This is a genomic window from Nocardia sp. NPDC005978 (genome assembly GCF_040614455.1).
In the GTDB taxonomy this organism is placed as follows: domain Bacteria; phylum Actinomycetota; class Actinomycetes; order Mycobacteriales; family Mycobacteriaceae; genus Nocardia.
Genome location: NZ_JBEXUS010000032.1, coordinates 17,324 through 35,665, shown reverse-complemented (window position 1 = coordinate 35,665; position 18,342 = coordinate 17,324). Strand labels below are relative to the sequence as shown.

The 18,342-nt window shown below is 68.7% G+C and carries 20 protein-coding genes and 1 riboswitch; of the genes, 8 read left to right on the top strand and 12 right to left on the bottom strand.

The window, feature by feature from the left end:
* Positions 1-29: 29 nt before the first annotated feature.
* A riboswitch (FMN riboswitch) is annotated at positions 30-195 on the bottom strand.
* Between the two features lie 433 nt (positions 196-628).
* From ABZ319_RS16950 to cofD, 7 genes are all read right to left on the bottom strand, one after another.
* Positions 629-1,024, bottom strand: a complete 396-nt coding sequence (locus ABZ319_RS16950) for a hypothetical protein (RefSeq protein ID WP_354987339.1) — start codon at positions 1,022-1,024, stop codon at positions 629-631.
* Entirely contained in the window at positions 1,021-2,418 is a 1,398-nt protein-coding gene (locus tag ABZ319_RS16945) for a hypothetical protein (protein ID WP_354987338.1), read from the bottom strand. The genes ABZ319_RS16950 and ABZ319_RS16945 overlap by 4 nt, the downstream gene beginning before the upstream one ends.
* A gap of 1 nt (position 2,419) precedes the next feature.
* Positions 2,420-2,719, bottom strand: a complete 300-nt coding sequence (locus tag ABZ319_RS16940) for a WXG100 family type VII secretion target (RefSeq protein ID WP_354987337.1) — start codon at positions 2,717-2,719, stop codon at positions 2,420-2,422.
* A 13-nt stretch (positions 2,720-2,732) separates the two neighbouring features.
* Entirely contained in the window at positions 2,733-3,065 is a 333-nt protein-coding gene (locus tag ABZ319_RS16935) for a WXG100 family type VII secretion target (RefSeq protein ID WP_354987336.1), read from the bottom strand.
* Between the two features lie 71 nt (positions 3,066-3,136).
* Positions 3,137-3,655, bottom strand: coding sequence for an NUDIX domain-containing protein (locus ABZ319_RS16930; protein ID WP_354987335.1), 519 nt, complete (start codon positions 3,653-3,655; stop codon positions 3,137-3,139).
* A gap of 139 nt (positions 3,656-3,794) precedes the next feature.
* Complete coding sequence (locus ABZ319_RS16925; protein ID WP_354987334.1) at positions 3,795-5,144, bottom strand: coenzyme F420-0:L-glutamate ligase; 1,350 nt, start codon at positions 5,142-5,144, stop codon at positions 3,795-3,797.
* A complete protein-coding gene (cofD, locus tag ABZ319_RS16920) occupies positions 5,141-6,100 on the bottom strand; it encodes a 2-phospho-L-lactate transferase (protein WP_354987370.1) in 960 nt (319 codons plus the stop codon). Before cofD ends, ABZ319_RS16925 begins: the two co-directional genes overlap by 4 nt.
* 626 nt (positions 6,101-6,726) lie before the next feature.
* On the opposite strand from cofD, the gene ABZ319_RS16915 reads away from it, so the two are divergent.
* On the top strand, positions 6,727-6,954 hold the full coding sequence (locus ABZ319_RS16915) for a WhiB family transcriptional regulator (protein WP_033089244.1): 228 nt from the start codon (positions 6,727-6,729) through the stop codon (positions 6,952-6,954).
* 59 nt (positions 6,955-7,013) lie between these two features.
* Here the strand turns inward: ABZ319_RS16915 and ABZ319_RS16910 are convergent, their stop codons facing one another.
* Positions 7,014-7,493, bottom strand: a complete 480-nt coding sequence (locus ABZ319_RS16910; protein ID WP_354987333.1) for a metallopeptidase family protein — start codon at positions 7,491-7,493, stop codon at positions 7,014-7,016.
* A 152-nt stretch (positions 7,494-7,645) separates the two neighbouring features.
* On the opposite strand from ABZ319_RS16910, the gene ABZ319_RS16905 reads away from it, so the two are divergent.
* From ABZ319_RS16905 to ABZ319_RS16885, 5 genes are all read left to right on the top strand, one after another.
* The gene (locus ABZ319_RS16905; protein WP_354987332.1) at positions 7,646-8,056 is read left to right on the top strand and encodes a DUF3499 domain-containing protein; all 411 of its coding nucleotides are present in this window, start codon (positions 7,646-7,648) and stop codon (positions 8,054-8,056) included.
* 67 nt (positions 8,057-8,123) lie between these two features.
* Positions 8,124-9,500 (top strand): phosphomannomutase/phosphoglucomutase, encoded by a 1,377-nt coding sequence (locus ABZ319_RS16900; RefSeq protein ID WP_354987331.1) that lies wholly within the window; start codon positions 8,124-8,126, stop codon positions 9,498-9,500.
* A gap of 72 nt (positions 9,501-9,572) precedes the next feature.
* Positions 9,573-10,757: a tobH protein gene (locus tag ABZ319_RS16895; protein ID WP_354987330.1), complete on the top strand. Its 1,185-nt coding sequence runs from the start codon at positions 9,573-9,575 to the stop codon at positions 10,755-10,757.
* A complete protein-coding gene (gene manA, locus ABZ319_RS16890; RefSeq protein WP_354987329.1) occupies positions 10,757-11,992 on the top strand; it encodes a mannose-6-phosphate isomerase, class I in 1,236 nt (411 codons plus the stop codon). Before ABZ319_RS16895 ends, manA begins: the two co-directional genes overlap by 1 nt.
* A 131-nt stretch (positions 11,993-12,123) precedes the next feature.
* On the top strand, positions 12,124-13,047 hold the full coding sequence (locus ABZ319_RS16885; RefSeq protein WP_354987328.1) for a cation diffusion facilitator family transporter: 924 nt from the start codon (positions 12,124-12,126) through the stop codon (positions 13,045-13,047).
* Between the two features lie 117 nt (positions 13,048-13,164).
* On the opposite strand, the gene ABZ319_RS16880 is transcribed toward ABZ319_RS16885, so the two are convergent.
* Entirely contained in the window at positions 13,165-14,631 is a 1,467-nt protein-coding gene (locus ABZ319_RS16880) for an NAD(P)/FAD-dependent oxidoreductase (RefSeq protein ID WP_354987327.1), read from the bottom strand.
* A gap of 145 nt (positions 14,632-14,776) precedes the next feature.
* A complete protein-coding gene (locus ABZ319_RS16875; protein WP_354987326.1) occupies positions 14,777-15,352 on the bottom strand; it encodes a TetR/AcrR family transcriptional regulator in 576 nt (191 codons plus the stop codon).
* Between the two features lie 88 nt (positions 15,353-15,440).
* Between ABZ319_RS16875 and ABZ319_RS16870 the strand changes: the two genes are divergently transcribed.
* Positions 15,441-15,881, top strand: coding sequence for a DUF4267 domain-containing protein (locus ABZ319_RS16870; RefSeq protein WP_354987325.1), 441 nt, complete (start codon positions 15,441-15,443; stop codon positions 15,879-15,881).
* A 76-nt stretch (positions 15,882-15,957) separates the two neighbouring features.
* Complete coding sequence (locus ABZ319_RS16865; RefSeq protein ID WP_354987324.1) at positions 15,958-16,176, top strand: DUF4287 domain-containing protein; 219 nt, start codon at positions 15,958-15,960, stop codon at positions 16,174-16,176.
* Positions 16,177-16,260: 84 nt separating this feature from the next.
* Here ABZ319_RS16865 and ABZ319_RS16860 read toward each other — a convergent pair whose 3' ends face one another.
* Positions 16,261-17,349, bottom strand: coding sequence for an NDP-sugar synthase (locus ABZ319_RS16860; protein WP_354987323.1), 1,089 nt, complete (start codon positions 17,347-17,349; stop codon positions 16,261-16,263).
* A gap of 78 nt (positions 17,350-17,427) precedes the next feature.
* On the bottom strand, positions 17,428-18,342 hold the full coding sequence (locus tag ABZ319_RS16855; protein ID WP_354987322.1) for a glycosyltransferase family 2 protein: 915 nt from the start codon (positions 18,340-18,342) through the stop codon (positions 17,428-17,430).

Sequence of the window (18,342 nt, the reverse complement as noted above, 5' to 3'; positions counted from 1 at the left end):
CCCGCCGCCGCAGCGGAGGTACGCCCGTGTCGCGTTCTCTTCCATCCGGACTATGACCGTCGGCTCCGGGTTCACACCGGAATCTGCTGACCCGCCCTGTCCGAGGACAACGCGGCGCTCGCGGGCCCGTGCGCCCGGGTCGGTCCGGACACCATCACCGCCGGTAGGGACTTCCACCCCGCCCTGAGAACGTGTACCCGCCAAACTCTATGCGCTCACATACTCCCGATCAACACGGACTCCACTCTGTGGAAACGCCCCCCGCCCACCGGGCCGGAACCCGCGGGGTTACCCGCCGGCGGCTCCACCCCTCCGCGCCAGGTCCCGCGCGATCGGCCCGGCAGCGCCCGCACCGCCTCCCGCACCCGATCCCGGATCAGAAGCGCGGCACAGAGATCGTGTTCGTTCCACACGGTCGGGTCCGACCACGCGAGCGCCCGGTCCCGATCGATCTTCTCGACGTGCGCGGCCCACGCGTCCGCCAACTGGATCCCGTCCCGCTCGCCCCCGGCTCCCACCGGCCAGGAATCAGCGGGCGTGGGCGAGGTTGGCCAGAGTCCTACCCCGGCCATCTCGACACCCCCGTCGACACGATACCTGTTGCCACTAAACAACTTACGGGACATCCTCAGCCTGAAAATTCGCCAGCGATCCGATCCAGAGCATTGACGATACGATCCAAATCGGATACCGATCTACGGCAGAAATCCTGATCTTCCGCCATCAAAATGCTTCGCGCCTCCGCCGCGGTCCCCAAGCGTCGCTTCGCCCGCTCAGCCAATAGCAGACTGGGCATGAGGACCCAATTTCTCCGTTCGGCGTCAAACGACCAATCTACTTCCAGGTTCGGATCGCTGACGATTTCGCGAAAGACGTCGATCAATCCGATCGGGCGAGGTTCAGAAAACCTCCATACAAGCAATGGCGGCACCGCGATACCATCGACATCCACCCCACCGGAATGCCTGAACCATTCCAAATCACCGAACTGCCTGAGACGGTCGATCAGATCTTGTGAGTTCAATATTCCGTCTTCTCGATCGTCGCCTTGGGATTATCACCCAGAATACCGTTTCGCCATACGTCTATCGGGATAGGATTTGGATCCACCCTCGGATCATACACATACTTTCCATCGGTGAATATCTGATGATAGTCGAAGTTCTCCCACACTCCGAATTCCTTCAATCGCAATTGCTCTCCGGCAGGTGGCAGCACCTTCAACATTTCACCTTCACCGCCTGCCAGCTTCTCGAAACGCGCGGCGATCTCAGAGCAATCGAGGCCGTCATCGATTCCTTCCGCGAGCATTCTCGCCATCTCGTCGGTGACGGCCTTGTTGGGAACTGCCGCTCCCGCTTCAGAGCCTCCTCCACCGGCATTTTCCCCCTCGTCCATGCTGTCGATCGCGACCTTGATCGCGAGGATGGTGGCCAGGGTGCCGGTGAGCGTCTGGATGTTCTTGGCGGTGTTGAAGGCGGTGACGACACCCACCGCATTGGGACCGAGGCGGCCCAACAGGCCGATGATGCGGATGAGTTTGCTGCCTTCGTAGGCGGTGCGGCACGCGTTGAGGGTGTTGGTGATGATCGCGCCGATGCCTCCGGCGGCCGCGGCGCCGCCTCCGCCGAATGTGAAGCAGGCGGCGATGACGCCGACCACCGCGGTAACGGTGACACCGATTATCGCCGTGCTCAGGATCGTGCTGATGGCGCTGCGGACCTCGGAAGTTCCCGTGCTGTAGTCCTCGACGGCGGTGCCGATGGACAATCCAGCCGACGCCAGGTCGGTCGCGCCCTGGCGCAACGAACCCAGTTGGGCCAGCAACGTGTCCTTGTTCGGATCGCTAAGGGTCTCGAACAAGGCGATGACGGTGCCGACGCTGTCCGCCGCTCCGGTGACTGCGGCGTTGCCGTTGAAGGTCTTCCAGGCGGATGCCGCAGCGGCGAGTCGATCGGTGTCGCCGTTGGGAAGCGCGCCGAGCTCGTCGCGGATCTTGTCGACGAATCTGTTGTAGAGATCGGAGTCTCCGTCACGCTGCTCGGCACCGAGACCATTGGCACCGGTCGCGGCGGGCATATCCATCTCGGTGTCGTAGTAGAGCGAGGATTCGACGGGTTTTTCCGGCATGTTGGTCGGGCGCTGGCTGACCGCGTAGTTCCAGCCGTACGCGTAGAGCACGTCGCCGTAATGCGCGAGCGCGTTGACCAGAGCGGCAGCGGCGCGCGTGAAGTCTGCGGCGGCGGTGTCGTATTCCTGAGCCCACTGCAAACAACCCGGCGCGTCACCGGCCATACCTTTGCAATTGTGCACAAGGGTTGAATGCAGCGGACCGAAAGCCAGCGACAGCTCACCCGCGAGATCGTGACACTTCTTGCCCGCCGCGTACGCCACACCCCATTCGATGCGGATCGCCATGTCAGGACCCGCCGAGCATGCGACTGTTGAGATCCACCGCGCGCTGAATCCGTTCGTGCGCAAGGCGCGCGGCCTCCTGCGCGGTACTCACTCCGGCAGCGAACTCACGAGCCTTCGTCGCCCACGTTTGGTGGGCTTCCGAATACGCCTGCGCGGCTGCGGAATTCCATACTCCCGGCCCCAATCCAGCAACCGTGGTATCGATCGCGTCGAGCTGGTCGGTGATGAACCCCGCCAGCGCTGACAGGCGCGCGACTATGCCATCGAGTTGATCGAGATCAACCCGGAAACCGTCTTCCATGCCCCCCGGCCCTTCACATGTTCAGATTGGTCAACTGCACGGTCGAGACCTCTTCGGTCTGTTCATAGGTGTTCGCGGCCGCACCGAGCTTGCCCGCCAGCGAATCGAGCGTCGACAGGATCGCGAGACCACTGTCGCGGGTTTGGGTCCAGCCGTTGGTGAACCGCGTCGCCGCGGGGCCGGCCCAGTCGGCGTCCAGGAACGAATCCACCTCACTGCCCGCCGATTCCAGCGCGCTGCGCAGATCCACCGCGGCCTTCGATACCAATTGTCCGATCGCACGTACCGCCGCCGGAGTCACGTCCACCCCGGTTCCAGCGGTCGTCGAATCCCCCTCGACCCCCATGGGCGGGAACGCTAACCGACCGACCGGGCATTGTCGACTCGGGAGCCGACCACGGTCGGCCGGTTCGCCGCTCAGCGCAGCAGGACGTCCGCGTCCGGGGGGAGAGCGTCGACCGGCCAGAACCGGAGGTCGGTGGACTCGTGGCTGCGGACCGGGACCGCGCCGGGTGGGGCGGTGATTTTGAACAGGAGGTCCAGGTGGCGGGTCGGGACCCCGAGGGAGCAGGTGATGGGGTGGGCCTGGGCGGCGTAGAGGCCGGGGTGGAGGTGGAGGCCTTCGATGCCGGACTCCTCGGTGGCCTCGCGGTAGGCCGCGCCGGACACCGAATCGTCGGATTCCTCGCAGTGGCCGCCCAATTGGATCCAGCGGCCGACGCGGGGGTGCAGGGTCAGCAGGACCTCGGACTCGTCGTGGGACAGGACTATCGCCGACGCCGTGATGTGGCCGGCGGCGTGCTCGCGCAGGCAGCCGCGGGGGGCCGAACCCAGGAACGCGAGCATCGCCTCGCGCAGGGACGAGTCCGGACCCGTTGCGGGGGACCACTTTTCGAGCAGCTCGGTCGCCGAGCGGTGCAGGGATTCAGCGCTCACGGTTCCACCGGTCCCGTACCGCGCGCCGCGAGGTCGGCGCTCGCCCAACACAAAGACTCCGGACGGGTGGGGTGGAGCCGATGTCCGCGATCGGGGGTGGCGCCCGAGCCGCGCACGCCCTGTGCCCAGGGCCCCCTGCTCACAGCTCCACCAGCCCGGTGCCGGGGTCACGAGCGGCGCGGGGCTCGAGCTCCTCGAGGGGGTAGCCGATCGCGATGGCGCCCAACGGATTCCAATCCGCCTCCAGACCCAGCACCTCGCGGGTCAGCTCGGGGGCGAAGATCGTCGAGCCGATCCAGCAGCTGCCGACGCCCTTGGTCGCGAGCGCCACCAGCAGGCCCTGCACCGCCGCGCCGACGGCGACGTTGAACATGGTCGCCTCGTGGCCACGCCGGCGCTCGTCCGGATAGTCGTGCGCGCCGTCGGGCACGCAGAACGGGATGATCACCTCGGGGGCGTCGAACAGGATCCGCCCGCGCGCGACCCGGCGTTCGACCCGTTCGGAATCGAGCCCGTCCGCGCGCAGATCCGCACGCCACTTCTCGGCCATGGCCTCGAGCAGCCGCTCGCGCAGCGCCCGATCGCGCAGCCAGACGAACCGCACCGGCCGGGTGTGGTGCGGCGCGGGCGCGGTGAGCGCCTCCCCCACCGCGGCCCGGATCAGCTCGGGTTCGACCGGGGCCTGGGCGAACTGCCGCACCGACCGCCGCACCAGCAGCGCCTGCGAGCGCCCGAGCTCGATGGCCTCCCGGGTCCCGAGCCAGAACAGATCCTCGACCCCGCGCCGCGGCAGATCCGCGGCGGTCGAGCCGTCGTCGGTGTAGTCGAGCCCGCGCACCACCGCGATCGGCACCCCGCCGAGTTTGCCCTTCACCAGATCGGCGGCCGCGGCCAGCTCGTCGGCGATCGCGACCAGGGTGACGTGCAGTTCGTTGCCCTGCCCGTCGATCGCGCCGTCGTAGTCGTGCAGCACCCGCACGCCGGAGGAGCCGATGGCGGCGTCGATCTGGCCGTTGCGCCATGCCCGCCCCATGGTGTCGGTGACGACCACGGCCACGCGCACGCCGAGCCGGTCGGCGAGCGCGGTGCGCAGGGCCTTGGCGCTGCCGTCGGGATCGACCGGCAGCAACACCAGTTCACCGGATTCCACATTGGACCCGTCGATGCCGGACGCCGCCTGCACGATGCCGAGTTTGTTCTCGGTGATCAGGGTGCGGTTCTTCTGCGCCAGCACGCGAACAGCCTCCTGCCGCACCAGTTCCCGGCGCGCGGCGTCGCGCTCCTCGGGATCGGAAGGCGCGGCGACGATCCGGCCCTCGACCTTGGAGACGATCTTGCTGGTGACCACCAGCACGTCGCCGTCCCGCAACCAAGGAGCCTGTGCCGCAATGTGTTCGGCGATATCGTCGCCTGGCCGGAACTCGGGCAGACCGGTGATGGGCAGTATGCGGAGTTCGCCTCCGGCCGCGTGATCGTGCACGGCGCTCATGGTTTCACGCCGGCGAGATCCAGGGCCTGTCCGACCATCAGCGCGGTGGTGGCGGGATCGGTCATGAGCAGCGGAACCGCGCGCACCTCCACGCCGGGGACGTCGGCGGTGTCGCCGGTGTGAATGAGCCAGCCGTCGAGGATTCCGGTGGCCGACCGCGCGCCGAAGTGGTTGCCCACGGCCTCCGCGGTCGTCTCCACCCCGATGACCGACAGGCATTCATCGGCCATGCCGCGCAGGGGCTTTCCGTCGATCACCGGGGACAGCCCGATCACCTTGGCGGTGGTGGTGCGCAGCGCGCCGCGAATGCCCGGTACCGCGAGGATCGCACCCACGCTCACGACGGGGTTGGAAGGGGCCAAAAGCACCACATCCGCGGACTCTATGATTTCTGTCACACCTGGCGCCGGTTTTGCTTGATCCGCCCCAATAGTCACGAATCCATGGGTCTCCACGTTCGCGCGGTACCGCACCCACCACTCTTGAAAATGGATCGCGCGACGTTCGCCAGGGTTCTCCGGGTCACCGATAACGACGTGTGTTTCACACCGATCGTCCGTTGCCGGGAGCAGTTTCACACCCGGCTGCCAGCGATTGCAGAGGGCATCGGTCACCGCGGAGAGCGGGTATCCCTGACGCAGCATTTCGGTCCGGATGAGATGGGTGGCGATATCGCGGTCACCGAGCCCGAACCAATCGGGCTGAGCGTTGTATTTCGCCAGCTCCTCCTTGGCATTCCAGGTCTCGTTCGCATGCCCCCAGCCGCGTTCGGGATCGATGCCCCCACCCAGCGTGTACATGCAGGTGTCCAGGTCAGGACAGATTCGCAGCCCGTGCATCCAGACGTCGTCGCCGACGTTCACAATGGCGGTCACTTCGGCGCCGGGGACCAGCTCACGCACGCCCTGCAGGAACCGCGCACCGCCGACTCCGCCGACCAGTACCGCAATCCGCAGACCGGTTCCGGGCGCGGTATCCGCTTGTTCTCGAGTCACATCCGCACAGCCTAAGCGGTACACGCGCGAACACTCCCGGCAGGATATTTGCTGTGAATTTGCTATTTGATCTGCGGGAACCCTGGAAAATGGGGTCGCAGATGGTAACGGAATAGCTTCGGCGGCTTGACCACCGCCACGCCCGGCGTGTCTAATCACAAGCATGTCATTCCGGGTCCACGCGAGAGCTCAAGGCGCGGACCACTTTTCGAACAGATGTTCGTATCGGGATGGCCAGCAGCTCGGGGATGGCCGCGGGACTACGTCGCGGTGTTGGGCCGTCGGTGGGATCGGCTCCGACGGATTAATCATTCTGCGCTAACACACAGTGAGGAGGCGGAGCGATGGCCGATGAGCTGGCCCCGTCAGGAATTCCGGGCGGTGTATCGCAAACCGATTCCCAAGCTGGCGCAGCTTCTGACTTCTGCGCCGACGTTTGGAACGGACACGAGGGGGGTGAACTGATGACGCCGCGCCCAGGCGGCGGTCAATGGGCTCGTGCGCAATACCAGCCCGAACCGCCCCGCCTGAGCCTGATCGTCACAGGCACCGATGAGGGGTTCGACAGTTTTTCCCGCGGGGGTCGCATGACCGAGGCGGAGCAGTGGCAGGAACGGGCGCTGTGCGCCCAGACCGATCCGGAGGCGTTCTTCCCCGAGAAGGGCGGCTCCACCCGCGAGGCCAAGCGCATCTGCCTGGGCTGCGAGGTACGAGACGAATGCCTGGAATACGCGCTCGCCAACGATGAGCGCTTCGGCATCTGGGGCGGGCTCTCCGAACGCGAACGCCGCCGCCTCAAACGCGGCATCATCTAGAGACGCCGGGCCCCTCGCACGAAATCTCTTGTAGCGAGGGGCTTTTCACACTCTCCCGACTACTCCGGCTCCGGGTCGATCACATCCGGATCGACCCCGAGATAGGTCGCGATCTGCTGAACGAGCACCTCGCGCAGCAGGTCCACCAGATCGTCCGGATCCCCGGCGCGTAGTTCCAGCGGCTTGCGGAAGATCACGATGCGGGCGCGTGTCGCCTGACCGTAGCGGTCGACCCCTGCCGGGATGAGGCGCGACAGGGGCACCGGCCCGTCGGCCACCACCTCGTCCGGCCAGGTGACCGAATCCGGGTTCAGCGGACGGATTTTCGGTACGTCGTCCACCGCGATGTCGAGATTGGTGAGTTGGTCGTGCCAGCGACTTTCCAAGGGCGCGAACGCTTCCAGCACCAACCGGTCGAACTGCTGACCGCGCGTGCGGCGAGCCGGAACGGTGGGCGGCAGCATCGGTCCACGCACACCCCGCCCGCGGCGGATGACAGACCGCGCCGTGGGGGCGGGTCGCTTACGTGAACGGGTCATACTCCGAATCTAACCGCATCGGAACGTCCCGATGGACTCGACTCGACTTACCCGTCCGACCCGCCGTAATACGCCGTCGAAGCACGATTGTGGCGTGTCCCATTGCGCGTGTCTGACCGCGCGGAGGCTCCCGGAGGGTTACCCTGCATGGCGTGATTCCCATGCGTCGTTGCTGCCGACCCGGATGCAAGAACCCGGCCGTCGCGACGCTGACCTATGTGTACTCCGACTCCATGGCGGTGGTCGGTCCACTGGTCACGGTCGCGGAGCCGCACTCGTGGGATCTGTGCGAGACGCACGCCTCCCGCATCACCGCCCCGAAGGGCTGGGAACTGGTCAAGCACGAGGGCGGTTTCTCCTCGGGCACGCCCGATGACGACGACCTCACCGCTCTGGCCGAAGCCGTTCGCGAGGCCGGATTGCGGCGTCGCGCACCCGAACCCGATCCGCGCGGCTATTCCGACTATCCGGGCGGCGCGGGCCCCGCGGCCCAGCGCACCGGCCGCCCCGCACGCACCGGCCGGCGCGGTCATCTCCGGGTCCTGCCGGATCCGCCGAACTGACAGATGTCCGTATACAGCTTCCCGGCCGGGCGCAAAAGTCTCGGGCAGGCGGGATAGTGTGGTCGGCATGACAGTCGCCCGCTCCGCCGAGTCCGTGCACGCAGTCATCAAGGCGTATGACGTCCGCGGTGTCGTCGGCGAACAGATCGACGCGGCGTTCGTCGCGGCCGTGGGTGGCGCGTTCGCCCGGCTCATGCGCGCCGAGGGCGCGGCCCAGGTCGTCATCGGCCACGATATGCGCGACTCCTCACCGGAATTGGCCGCGGCCTTCGCCGACGGCGTGCTCGCCCAGGGCCTGAACGTGGTGCACATCGGCCTGGCCTCCACCGATCAGCTGTACTTCGCCTCGGGCCACCTCGAGTGCCCCGGCGCCATGTTCACCGCCTCGCACAATCCGGCCAAGTACAACGGCATCAAGCTGTGCCGCGCCAAGGCGCTGCCGGTCGGTCAGGACACCGGCCTGGCCACCATCAGCGACGAGGTCATCGCCGGCGTGCCCGCCTTCGACGGCCCGCGCGGCACCGCCACCGAACAGGACCTGCTCGCCGATTACGCGGCCTTCCTGCACAAGCTCGTCGACCTGAGCACGAGCCGCCCGCTGCGCATCGCGGTGGACGCCGGCAACGGCATGGGCGGCTACACCGTGCCCGCCGTGCTCGGCACCGTCGGTCAGTACGAGATCAAGCCGCTGTTCTTCGAGCTGGACGGCAATTTCCCCAATCACGAAGCCAATCCCCTGGATCCGAAGAACCTGGTGGATCTGCAGGCCTACGTCCGCGAGACCAACGCCGACATCGGCCTGGCCTTCGACGGCGACGCCGACCGCTGCTTCGTGGTGGACGAGAACGGCGACCCGGTCTCCCCCTCGGCGGTCACCGCCCTGGTGGCCGAGCGCGAGCTGGCCAAGGAGCCGGGCGCGACCATCATCCACAACCTGATCACCTCCAGGGCCGTGCCGGAGCTGGTGAACCAGCTGGGCGGCAATCCGGTCCGCACCCGCGTCGGCCACTCGTTCATCAAGCAGCAGATGGCCTCGACGGGCGCGATCTTCGGCGGCGAGCATTCGGCGCACTACTACTTCCGCGACTTCTGGGGCGCCGACTCCGGCATGCTCGCGGCCCTGCACGTGCTCGCCGTGCTCGGCGAGAAGGACCGGCCGATGTCCGAGCTCGCGTCCGCGTATGCAACATATGCGTCCTCCGGGGAGATCAACTCCACGGTGGCCGATGCGAAGGAGCGGACCTTGGCCGTACTGGAAGCGTTCGGCGCGCGCGCGAAGTCGGTGGATCGCCTCGACGGGGTGACCGTGCAACTGGCCGACGGCGCGTGGTTCAACCTTCGGGCCTCGAATACCGAACCGCTGCTGCGGCTCAACGTCGAAGCCCGATCGCAGGAGGATGTAGACGGACTCGTAACCGAGATCCTGAGCATCGTCCGCGCCTGACTGGAATAGTGGAATCACAGAGCTTGGATTCGCCAGCGCCTGGTGACCTGTGAGGGGAGGTGGCAACGCCCGATGATCGCTGGGACACCGGTACTCGATCTCGATGACGTCGCCTCGCTGGAGGCGGCCGACGTCGCGGGCACGCTGCGCTCGGCGGCGTCCGGCGGAGCCCAGGTGCGGGCGACCGCCGCCGCCCTGGCGGAGAACGCCCTGACGCGCCTGACCGAGCTGCGTCCGCGCAGCGTGGTTCTGGTCTCCGGCAGTGGCCGGGCCGCACGCGCGGCCGCCCTGCTGGTCGCCGCGCTCGGCGACAGAACCAGCATGCCCGTGGTGACCTCGACCGCGATCCCCCCGTGGGTGGGCCCGCTGGACGTGGTACTGGTCGCGGGCGACGACGCGGGCGATCCGCGCCTGGCCGAAGCCGTGGATTTCGCGGTGCGCCGGGGTGCGGAGGTCGTGGTCGCGGCGCCGGACGAGGGTCCGCTGCGGGCCGCCGCCGCGGGCCGGGCCACCATGCTGCCGCCGCGCATTCCCGTGCTGGACCACAACCGCATGCTGCGCTTCCTGGCGATCGGCATGGCCGTGCTGGCCGCGGTGGATCCGCATCGCACCGGCCCGCTGGTGCCGGATCTGAACGCGCTCGCCGATCTGCTCGACGCCGAAGCGCTGCGGGACGGCCCGCAGCAGGAGGCGTTCCGCAATCCGGCCAAGACCCTGGCCACCCGCATGCAGCAGCGCAAGCGCCTGATCATGTCCGGTGATTCGCCCGCCACCACCGAGCTCGCCGCGCACGCCTCGGACGTGCTGCTGGGCGCGGCCGGGCAGGTCGGGGCGGCCGCCGGGCTGGCGGAAGTCATTGCCGCGCACGGGCGTCTGATCCAGGCCGCGGGCGTCGCCGCGCCGGATTTCGACCCGCTCTTCCACGACGCGGAACTCGACGGGCCCGCGCCGGTCGAGCAGGTCCGCATCTTCGTACTCAGCGCGGACACCGATCAGGTGCTGGTGCGCAGACGGCTGGCGGTGTTCGGTTCCGACGCCGGGCTCGTGGACGTCGATCTGGTGAATCTGGACGCGGAGGCGGCGGGTACCGCGCCGGCCGCGGAGGCGGCGGGGCAGGCCGTGCCCGCCGGTCGGGGCGGCGAGCTGGAACAGCTCGCGGTGCTGACGCTTCGAATCGAGATGGCGGCCGCGTATCTACGACTACTCGGTTCCCGCCCGGTCGCAGATCCGGGACGCTACGACGGGGGACACTACTAGTGCACGAACTCGTTGGTGCGCTGCGTTCTTACGCATGGGGTTCGCGCACCGCGCTCGCTCAGCTGTGCGGACGACCGGTTCCATCCGCGCATCCGGAGGCCGAACTCTGGTTCGGCGCGCATCCGGCCGATCCCGCGCAGGTGCGAATCAATGGACACAGCACATCGCTGCTCGACGTGGTCACCGCGAATCCACAGCGCGAATTGGGCTCGGTCGCGGGTGAATTCGGCGGACGGCTGCCGTTCCTGCTGAAGATCCTCGCCGCCGAGGAAGCGCTCTCGCTGCAGGCGCACCCCAGCCTCGAACAGGCACGGGTGGGCTTCCAGCGCGAGAACCGCGCGGGTATGGCGCTGGACTCACCGCTGCGCAACTACCGGGACGAGAACCACAAGCCCGAACTGGTGGTCGCCCTGGATCGCTTCGAGGCGCTGGCCGGCTTCCGCACGCCCACCGTGACCGTGCGGCTGCTGCACGCGCTCGAGGTGCCCGAACTCGAGCCGTACGCCGAACTGCTCGCCGCCCAGCCGGATTCGGCCGGATTGCGCACGCTGTTCACGACCTGGATCGCGCTGCCGCAGGTCAGTCTGAGCACGCTGCTGCCCAAGGTGCTGGACGGCTGCGTGCGGTATCTGTCCGGCCGGGACGAGGGCTCGGACAGCAAGCGCCGCGAATTCACCGCCGAGATCCGGACCGCGCTGGAGCTGGCCGAGGCGTACCCCGGTGACGCCGGCGTGCTGGCCGCGCTGCTGCTCAACCGCATCACGCTCGAGCCCGGGGAGGCGCTGTTCCTGGACGCCGGGAACCTGCACGCGTATCTGCGCGGGGTCGGCGTGGAGATCATGGCCAACTCCGACAACGTGCTGCGCGGCGGGCTCACCCCCAAGCACGTGGACGTGCCGGAGTTGTTGCGTGTGCTGGACTTCGAACCGCTGGACCTGCCCAAGGTGCAGCCCGAGGTGCTCGGCAACGGCGTCTTCCGGTATCGCACGCCCGCGTCCGAATTCGTGCTCAGCCGGTTCGAGCTCGCGCCGGGCGACGAACCGGTGACGGTGCCGCACGCCGGGCCGGGCATCGCGCTGTGCACGCACGGGGCGGTCGGGCTGCTGCTGGGCAAGGATCAGCTGCGCGTCGAATGCGGGCGCGCGGCGTGGATCTCGGCCGCCGACGGCGAGATCCGGGCCCGGGCGCTGGACGGCGCGGCGCAGCTGTTCTGCGCGGCGGTCAGCGAGAACTGAGCGAGGGTCGCGCACCGGCGTGCACGGGCGGCCCGAAGCCTGTGTCGCGCGCGGTGTGAATCCGACACCGGAGTCCGCCGCGCACGGCGTGGGTCGCCGACCGCGCCCGCGCCGTCGGTAGCGTCGTTCCCATGGCCTCCGGTGATGACAGTCGTAAGGCGGTACTGGCGGCGTTCTCGGCCGACGCGGGAATCACCGTGGCGAAATTCGCGGGCGCGGTGATCACCGGCTCGTCGTCCATGTACGCCGAGGCGGTGCACTCGCTCGCCGACACCGCCAATCAGGGCCTGCTGCTGATCGGGCGCAAGCGCGCACAGCAGCCGCCGGATCAGCTGCACCCCTTCGGGTACGGGCGCAACCGCTACTTCTACTCGTTCGTGGTGGCGCTGGTCATCTTCGCGCTGGGCTCGCTGTTCGCCATCGACGAGGGCATCACCAAGATCCGCCATCCCGAACATCTCTCGGATGCGGGGATCGCCATCGGGATCCTGGTCATCGCCATGGCGCTGGAGTCCTACAGCCTGTTCACCGCCCGGAACGCCTCGGCGCCGCTGAAGGGCCGCAAGAGCTGGTGGCGGTTCATCCGCACCACCCGCAATCCGGAACTGCCGGTGGTGCTGCTGGAGGATTTCGGCGCGCTCATCGGCCTGCTGCTGGCCTTCCTGGGCGTCGGCCTGACCGAGCTGACCGGCGATCCCATCTGGGACGGCATCGGCACCCTGTGCATCGGCGTACTGCTCGGGTTCATCGCGATAGTGCTCATCGTGGAGATGAAGAGCCTGCTCATCGGCGAGGGGGCCACCCCCGACGAGGAGCGCCGCATTCGGGCGAACCTGGTGGACGGCAAGCGCATCGACCGCATCATCCACCTCAAGACCCAGTACCTGGCCCCCGACGATCTCCTGGTCGCCGCGAAGGTCGGCATGGCCCCGCACCTGGACCTGATCGGCGTGGCCCAGGCGATCGACGACGCGGAAGCCCGCGTCCGCGAAGCGGTTCCGGTGGCGCGGACAATTTATCTGGAGCCGGACCTGTACCGCCCCGAGCTGAATTGACGCACACGGGCGGGCTCGCCACGGTCACCGGTGCTGAATCCGATCACTCCGACTGTCCGCCGGGCACTCTCGTGCCGGTCGCTCGACCGTGCGGGCCGATCAGCTCCCCGCGGGTGTTCAGCTCCCGGCGAGGAGTGCCAGGGGGTCGGTGCGGTGGCCGAACTCGCGGCGCAGGGCGTGGCGGGCGGCGAAGTAGCCGTTCATGCCGTGGACGCCGGGGCCGGGCGGGGTCGCGGACGAGCACAGGTACACCCCGGGCAGCGGGGTGCGGTAGGGGTTCCAGCGGGGTACGGGACGAAAGACCGTCTGGCGCAGGGTGACCGCGCCCGCGGAGATGTCGCCGCCGATGTAATTGGCGTTGTGCGCGGGCATTCGGGCCGCGGTGCGGACGTGGGTGGCGAGGATGAGATCGCGGAAGCCCGGGGCGAAACGTTCGACCTGGGCGATGATCTCGGCGCTGACATCGCGCTTCGACCCGTTCGGGACGTGCGCGTAGGTGTAGAGGGTGTGCTGCCCGGCGGGCGCGCGGGTGTCGTCCACGACGCCGGGCTGGATCGCGAGCACGTAGGGCCGTTCCGCGTGCTGCCCCGCGGCGACTGTCTTTTCGGCGGCCTCGGCCTCGGCGCGCGAGCCGACCAGGTGCAGGGTGCCCGCCCGATCGCAGCCCAGCCCCCGCCACGGCACCGGGCCGGACAGCGCGAAGTCGACCTTGCACGCCGCGCCGCCGTACCGGAAGTTCTCCAGCGCGCGGGTGTAGCGCCCGGGCAGCCGGTCGCCGGCGATCCGCTGGAGTTCGGCCGGGGCCAGATCCAGCAGTACCGCTGTCACGGAATCGAATTCGTCGATGTCGTCCACCCGGTGTCCGGTGTGTATCCGGCCGCCGTGGGCCCGCAGATCGGCGACGAGCGCGTCCACGATCGCCTGGCTGCCCCCGCGCGGCACCGGCCAGCCGCCCACGTGCGCGAGGGTGCCGAGCAGCAATCCCACACCCGCGCCGGGGATTCCGCGCGGCGGCCGGATCGCGTGCGCGGCGACGCCGGTCAGCAGCGCCGGCGCGATGTCGTCGCGAAAGCGCAGATTCCACAGCGGTGACGCCTGTTCCAGCAGACGGCGCGCGACCCCGATCTCGGTGCGCAGCAACCCGCCCGGGCGAATCGGCGGCGGCCGCAGATCCGACATGATCAGCCCGACCACGTCCTCCCAGTTCCGCACCATGGGCCCGAACAGCCGCCGCCAGGCCGCCCCGTCCCGGCCGAGTCCGTCCACGGTGGCGCCCAGATCGCGCCAGGCCAGCCCGGCCCGCCCGCCGTCCAGCGGATGCGCGTAGGACACCTGCGGCACAAGCAGTTCCACCCCGTGCGCGGGCAGGTCGAAGGCCCGCAGGAACGGCGAGGCCACCGCCATGGGGTGCGCGCCCGCGCACAGATCGTGCCGGAACCCCGGCAGCGTGATCTCCGCCGTCCGGCAGCCGCCGCCGATCGTGTCGGCGGCCTCGTACACCTCCACCGCGAGTCCCGCCCGGGCCATCAGCACCGCCGCCGCGAGCCCGTTGGGCCCGGACCCCACCACCACCGCGTCAGCCATGATCTCAGCCTAGGCGCGTTCGCGCGGGCGGCACCGGACCGTGGTGAATCCCATCCGCGGAGCACGGTTCACACCCGCGTGCTAGGAGCTGCCGGGCCACGCCGAGCACCACGACCCCGCTTCGGCGCGACCGCGCCCGGGCCACTCAGCCGCCGATCCATTGCGCGACAAGCACATCGAGTCGGCGGGCGCGAAAGTCCGGCCGCAGTCGGCCACCTCGATCCAGGGTCGCCATCCCGTGCAGTGCGCTCCAGGCGACCTCGGTGAAGGTCTCCGGGTCGTGCGGGGCCGCGAACGGCGCGAAGGTGAGCAGCAGTTCCACGAAGCACTCCTTGAGAACCTCGGGGGCGTCCGGCCCGAATTTCAGGTCGGTGCGCAGCAGGAACATGGCGTCGTAGAGGGCCGCGCTCTCCCGCGCGAAATGCAGGTAACCCTCGGACACCAGGGCCAGCGCCTGTTCCGGGGTCTCGGCGCGGGTGCGGATCTCCCGGGTGGCGACGGCCAGCTCGGCGAAGCCCTGCTCGGCGACGGCGGTGACGATGGCGTCCTTGCCCGAGAAGTGGCTGTACAGCACGGGCTGGCTGTATTCGATGGCCTCGGCCAGTTTGCGCACGGTGACCGCGTCCCAGCCCTGGGTTTCGGCCAGTTCGCGGGCGGTGTCGACGATGCGCTTCTCCCGTTCACCCCGTTCGCGTTCACGACGGCTCTGTGATGCGTTCATGACCGAAATCCTAGCACCGCTAGACAACCTATCGACGCGAATGCTAGCGTTGCTACATCAACAAGCACCGCTAGAACCGGAGATCGACATGACGCTTTCCCGCATCAACACCGCCCTCACCCTGGCCGGCGCGGCCTTCATCTTCTACATCGGTCTCAACTACCTGATCACCCCGGAAACCTTCGCCGCGGGCTTCGGCCTGCCGGAGTGGCCGACCGGCGACGCGGTCGCGTTCATGAACCTCAAGGGCGTGCGGGACACCGCGTCGGGCGTGCTGATCCTGGCCCTGCTGGCCACCGGGCAGCGCTTCGCGATGGGCGTCACCATGGTGGCGATGTCGCTCGTGCCGATCGGCGACATGCTGACCGTGCTGAGCTACCACGGCTCCACCGCCACGGCCCTGGGCGTGCACGGCTTCACCGCCGCGCTGGTCCTGCTCACCGGCGGCCTGCTGATCCGGGAAAGCCGCACCGCCGCGGCCGAATCCGCGCAGGCCCCCGCGACCGAATCCGCGCCCACCGCCGCGTGAGGCCGATCACACTACGATGAATCTCGACCGTCCGGTCCGTCAGTACGGGCAACACCCCATGACAAGGAGCGACACCATGGCGACGACCAAGCCCCACGGACCGGCCTCGTACTTCCCCTCCATCGAGACCAAGTACGGCCGCTCGATCGACGAATGGTTCGAGCTCCTGGCCGCTTCCGGGCTCACCGGCCAGAAGAGCATGGTGGAGTGGCTCAAGTCCGAATACGAGCTGGGCCACGGGCACGCCACCGCGCTCGCCCAGTTCCACCTGAACCCGGGCAAGTGGGAACGCTGAGCCCCCGCAGAACCCAGCCGCACAGCGAAAAGGCCGCTCCCCCACGGGGAGCGGCCTTTCGAGTTCGGGTGACCCGATGAATCCCTACACGTCGGTGGAGAAGCGAATGCCGCCGTCGGGGATCTCGACGCCGGGCCACACGCGCGCACCGCGGAGCAGTTCACAGCGCGCGCCCACGATCGCGCCGTCGCCGATGACCGCGTCGCGCACCAGCGCCCGCGGCCCGATCTTCGCGCCGAAGCCGATGATCGAACGTTCCACGGTCGCTCCGGCTTCCACGCACGCACCGTCGAACAGGATCGCGCCGTCCAGTCGAGCGCCCGCGCCGACCTCCGCGCCGCGGCCGACGACGGTGCCGCCGATCAGCAGCGCGCCCGGCGCGACGCCCGCGCCCGCGTGCACGAGCGACTCACCGCGCTGGCCCGGCAGCGCCGGGGACGGTGCGATGCCGCGGACCAGATCCGCGGAGCCGCGCACGAAATCCTCGGGGGTGCCCATGTCGCGCCAGTACGAGGTGTCCACGTGACCCTGGATGTGCGCGCCCTCGGCGAGCAGGGACGGGAAGGTCTCGCGCTCGACCGAGACCGGGCGCCCGGCCGGAATCTTCTCGATGTACTCGCGGCGGAACACGTAGCAGCCCGCGTTGATCTGGTCGGTCGGCGGATCCTGGGTCTTCTCCAGGAACGCGGTCACGCGGCCGTTCTCGTCGGTCGGCACGCAGCCGAACGCCCGCGGATCGCTCACGCGCACCAGGTGCAGGGTGACATCGGCGTTGGACTCGTGGTGCGTGTCCAGAATCCCGCCGAGGTCGGTGCCGCCGAGCACATCGCCGTTGAACACCATGACCGTGTCCGCGCGCAGCTTGGGCAGCACGTTGCGGATGCCGCCGCCGGTGCCCAGGGCCTCGGACTCGAACACGTACTCGAGTTCGAGCCCGAGCGCCGAGCCGTCACCGAAGTGATCCTCGAACACCTCCGCCTTGTAGGAGGTGCCGAGCACGACGTGGGTGATCCCGGCATCGGCGATGCGGGCCAGCAGATGCTGCAGGAACGGCAGACCGGCCGTCGGCAGCATCGGCTTGGGAGCGGACAGGGTCAGCGGACGCAGGCGGGTGCCCTGGCCGCCGACCAGAATCACCGCATCCGTGGATCCGGCACCATTGCCGCTGTTCACCATGTTCTCCCCTGTGGTCAGGTGTCTATCGAAATTCGCTGATGCGTGCTCCGGGACCCGCCGGAGCATGCGGCAGGCTCAGTGGGTCGAGCCGGCCGCGGCCTCGGCCGCATCGCGTTCACGCAGAGCGGATCGAACCGCAAGCTTGCAGCGGATCGCAAGTCCGGCCTTCAGCGCGACCCGCAAAGGCGCCTGCCACCAGTGCGGATGCCGGTCCGCCTGGAAGCGGTAGGCGCTGGCGTGGTGCGCGGGCAACATGGTCTCGGGGTGCTTACCGGCGGCGTGACCCTTCGCATGGGTGACCTCGGCGGTCGGCACGAACACATTGTGCCAGCCCGCCTTGCCCATGCGGTCACCGAAGTCGACATCCTCCATGTACATGAAGTACCGGGAGTCGAACCCGTCGATGGCGTCGAAGGCCGCGCGGCGTACCAGCAGGCAGGAGCCCGAGAGCCAGCCCACGGTGCGCTCGGAGACCTGCTCGTTCTCCTGGCGGTAGCGCCGAGTCCAGGGGTTCGTGGGCCAGATGCTGCCCAGGACCGCGTGGCCCGCGCCGTCGAGCAGGCCGGGCACCGAGCGCGCCGACGGGTAGAGGCTGCCGTCCGGCTCGAGCACCTTGGGCCCGAGCGCGCCCGCGCGCGGCCAGCGCCGGGCCGCGGTCAGCAGTTCGTCGATGGAGTCGGTGCCCCAGCGAATGTCCGGGTTCACGATGGCGATGAACTCGATGTCCGGGTCGATCTCGGCGACCGCGCGGTTGATGGCGCCGCCGTAGCCGAGGTTGCCGCCGGTGCGCAGTAGGCGCACGTGCGCGTTGGCTTCGGCGATCAGCTCCGGCACACCGTCCACCGAGCCGTTGTCGGCGAGGATCACCTGGGGCTTCTCGCCCGTCGCGGTGGCTAGGGTGGTGATGAAGTGCTGCAGGTGCTCACCGGGCGAGTAGGTCACCGTGACGACGGCCAGTGACGGCGGTTCGACAGAATCCGAGGGGCTCAC

Coding starts and splice junctions, on each gene's coding strand:
- ABZ319_RS16945 (WP_354987338.1), bottom strand. CDS start 2,418: ATGGCGATCCGCATCGAATGGGGTGTGGCGTACGCGGCGGGCAAGAAG.
- ABZ319_RS16940 (WP_354987337.1), bottom strand. CDS start 2,719: ATGGAAGACGGTTTCCGGGTTGATCTCGATCAACTCGATGGCATAGTC.
- ABZ319_RS16935 (WP_354987336.1), bottom strand. CDS start 3,065: ATGGGGGTCGAGGGGGATTCGACGACCGCTGGAACCGGGGTGGACGTG.
- ABZ319_RS16925 (WP_354987334.1), bottom strand. CDS start 5,144: ATGAGCGCCGTGCACGATCACGCGGCCGGAGGCGAACTCCGCATACTG.
- ABZ319_RS16915 (WP_033089244.1), top strand. CDS start 6,727: ATGACCGAGGCGGAGCAGTGGCAGGAACGGGCGCTGTGCGCCCAGACC.
- ABZ319_RS16910 (WP_354987333.1), bottom strand. CDS start 7,493: ATGACCCGTTCACGTAAGCGACCCGCCCCCACGGCGCGGTCTGTCATC.
- ABZ319_RS16900 (WP_354987331.1), top strand. CDS start 8,124: ATGACAGTCGCCCGCTCCGCCGAGTCCGTGCACGCAGTCATCAAGGCG.
- ABZ319_RS16895 (WP_354987330.1), top strand. CDS start 9,573: ATGATCGCTGGGACACCGGTACTCGATCTCGATGACGTCGCCTCGCTG.
- ABZ319_RS16885 (WP_354987328.1), top strand. CDS start 12,124: ATGGCCTCCGGTGATGACAGTCGTAAGGCGGTACTGGCGGCGTTCTCG.
- ABZ319_RS16880 (WP_354987327.1), bottom strand. CDS start 14,631: ATGGCTGACGCGGTGGTGGTGGGGTCCGGGCCCAACGGGCTCGCGGCG.
- ABZ319_RS16875 (WP_354987326.1), bottom strand. CDS start 15,352: ATGAACGCATCACAGAGCCGTCGTGAACGCGAACGGGGTGAACGGGAG.
- ABZ319_RS16870 (WP_354987325.1), top strand. CDS start 15,441: ATGACGCTTTCCCGCATCAACACCGCCCTCACCCTGGCCGGCGCGGCC.
- ABZ319_RS16865 (WP_354987324.1), top strand. CDS start 15,958: ATGGCGACGACCAAGCCCCACGGACCGGCCTCGTACTTCCCCTCCATC.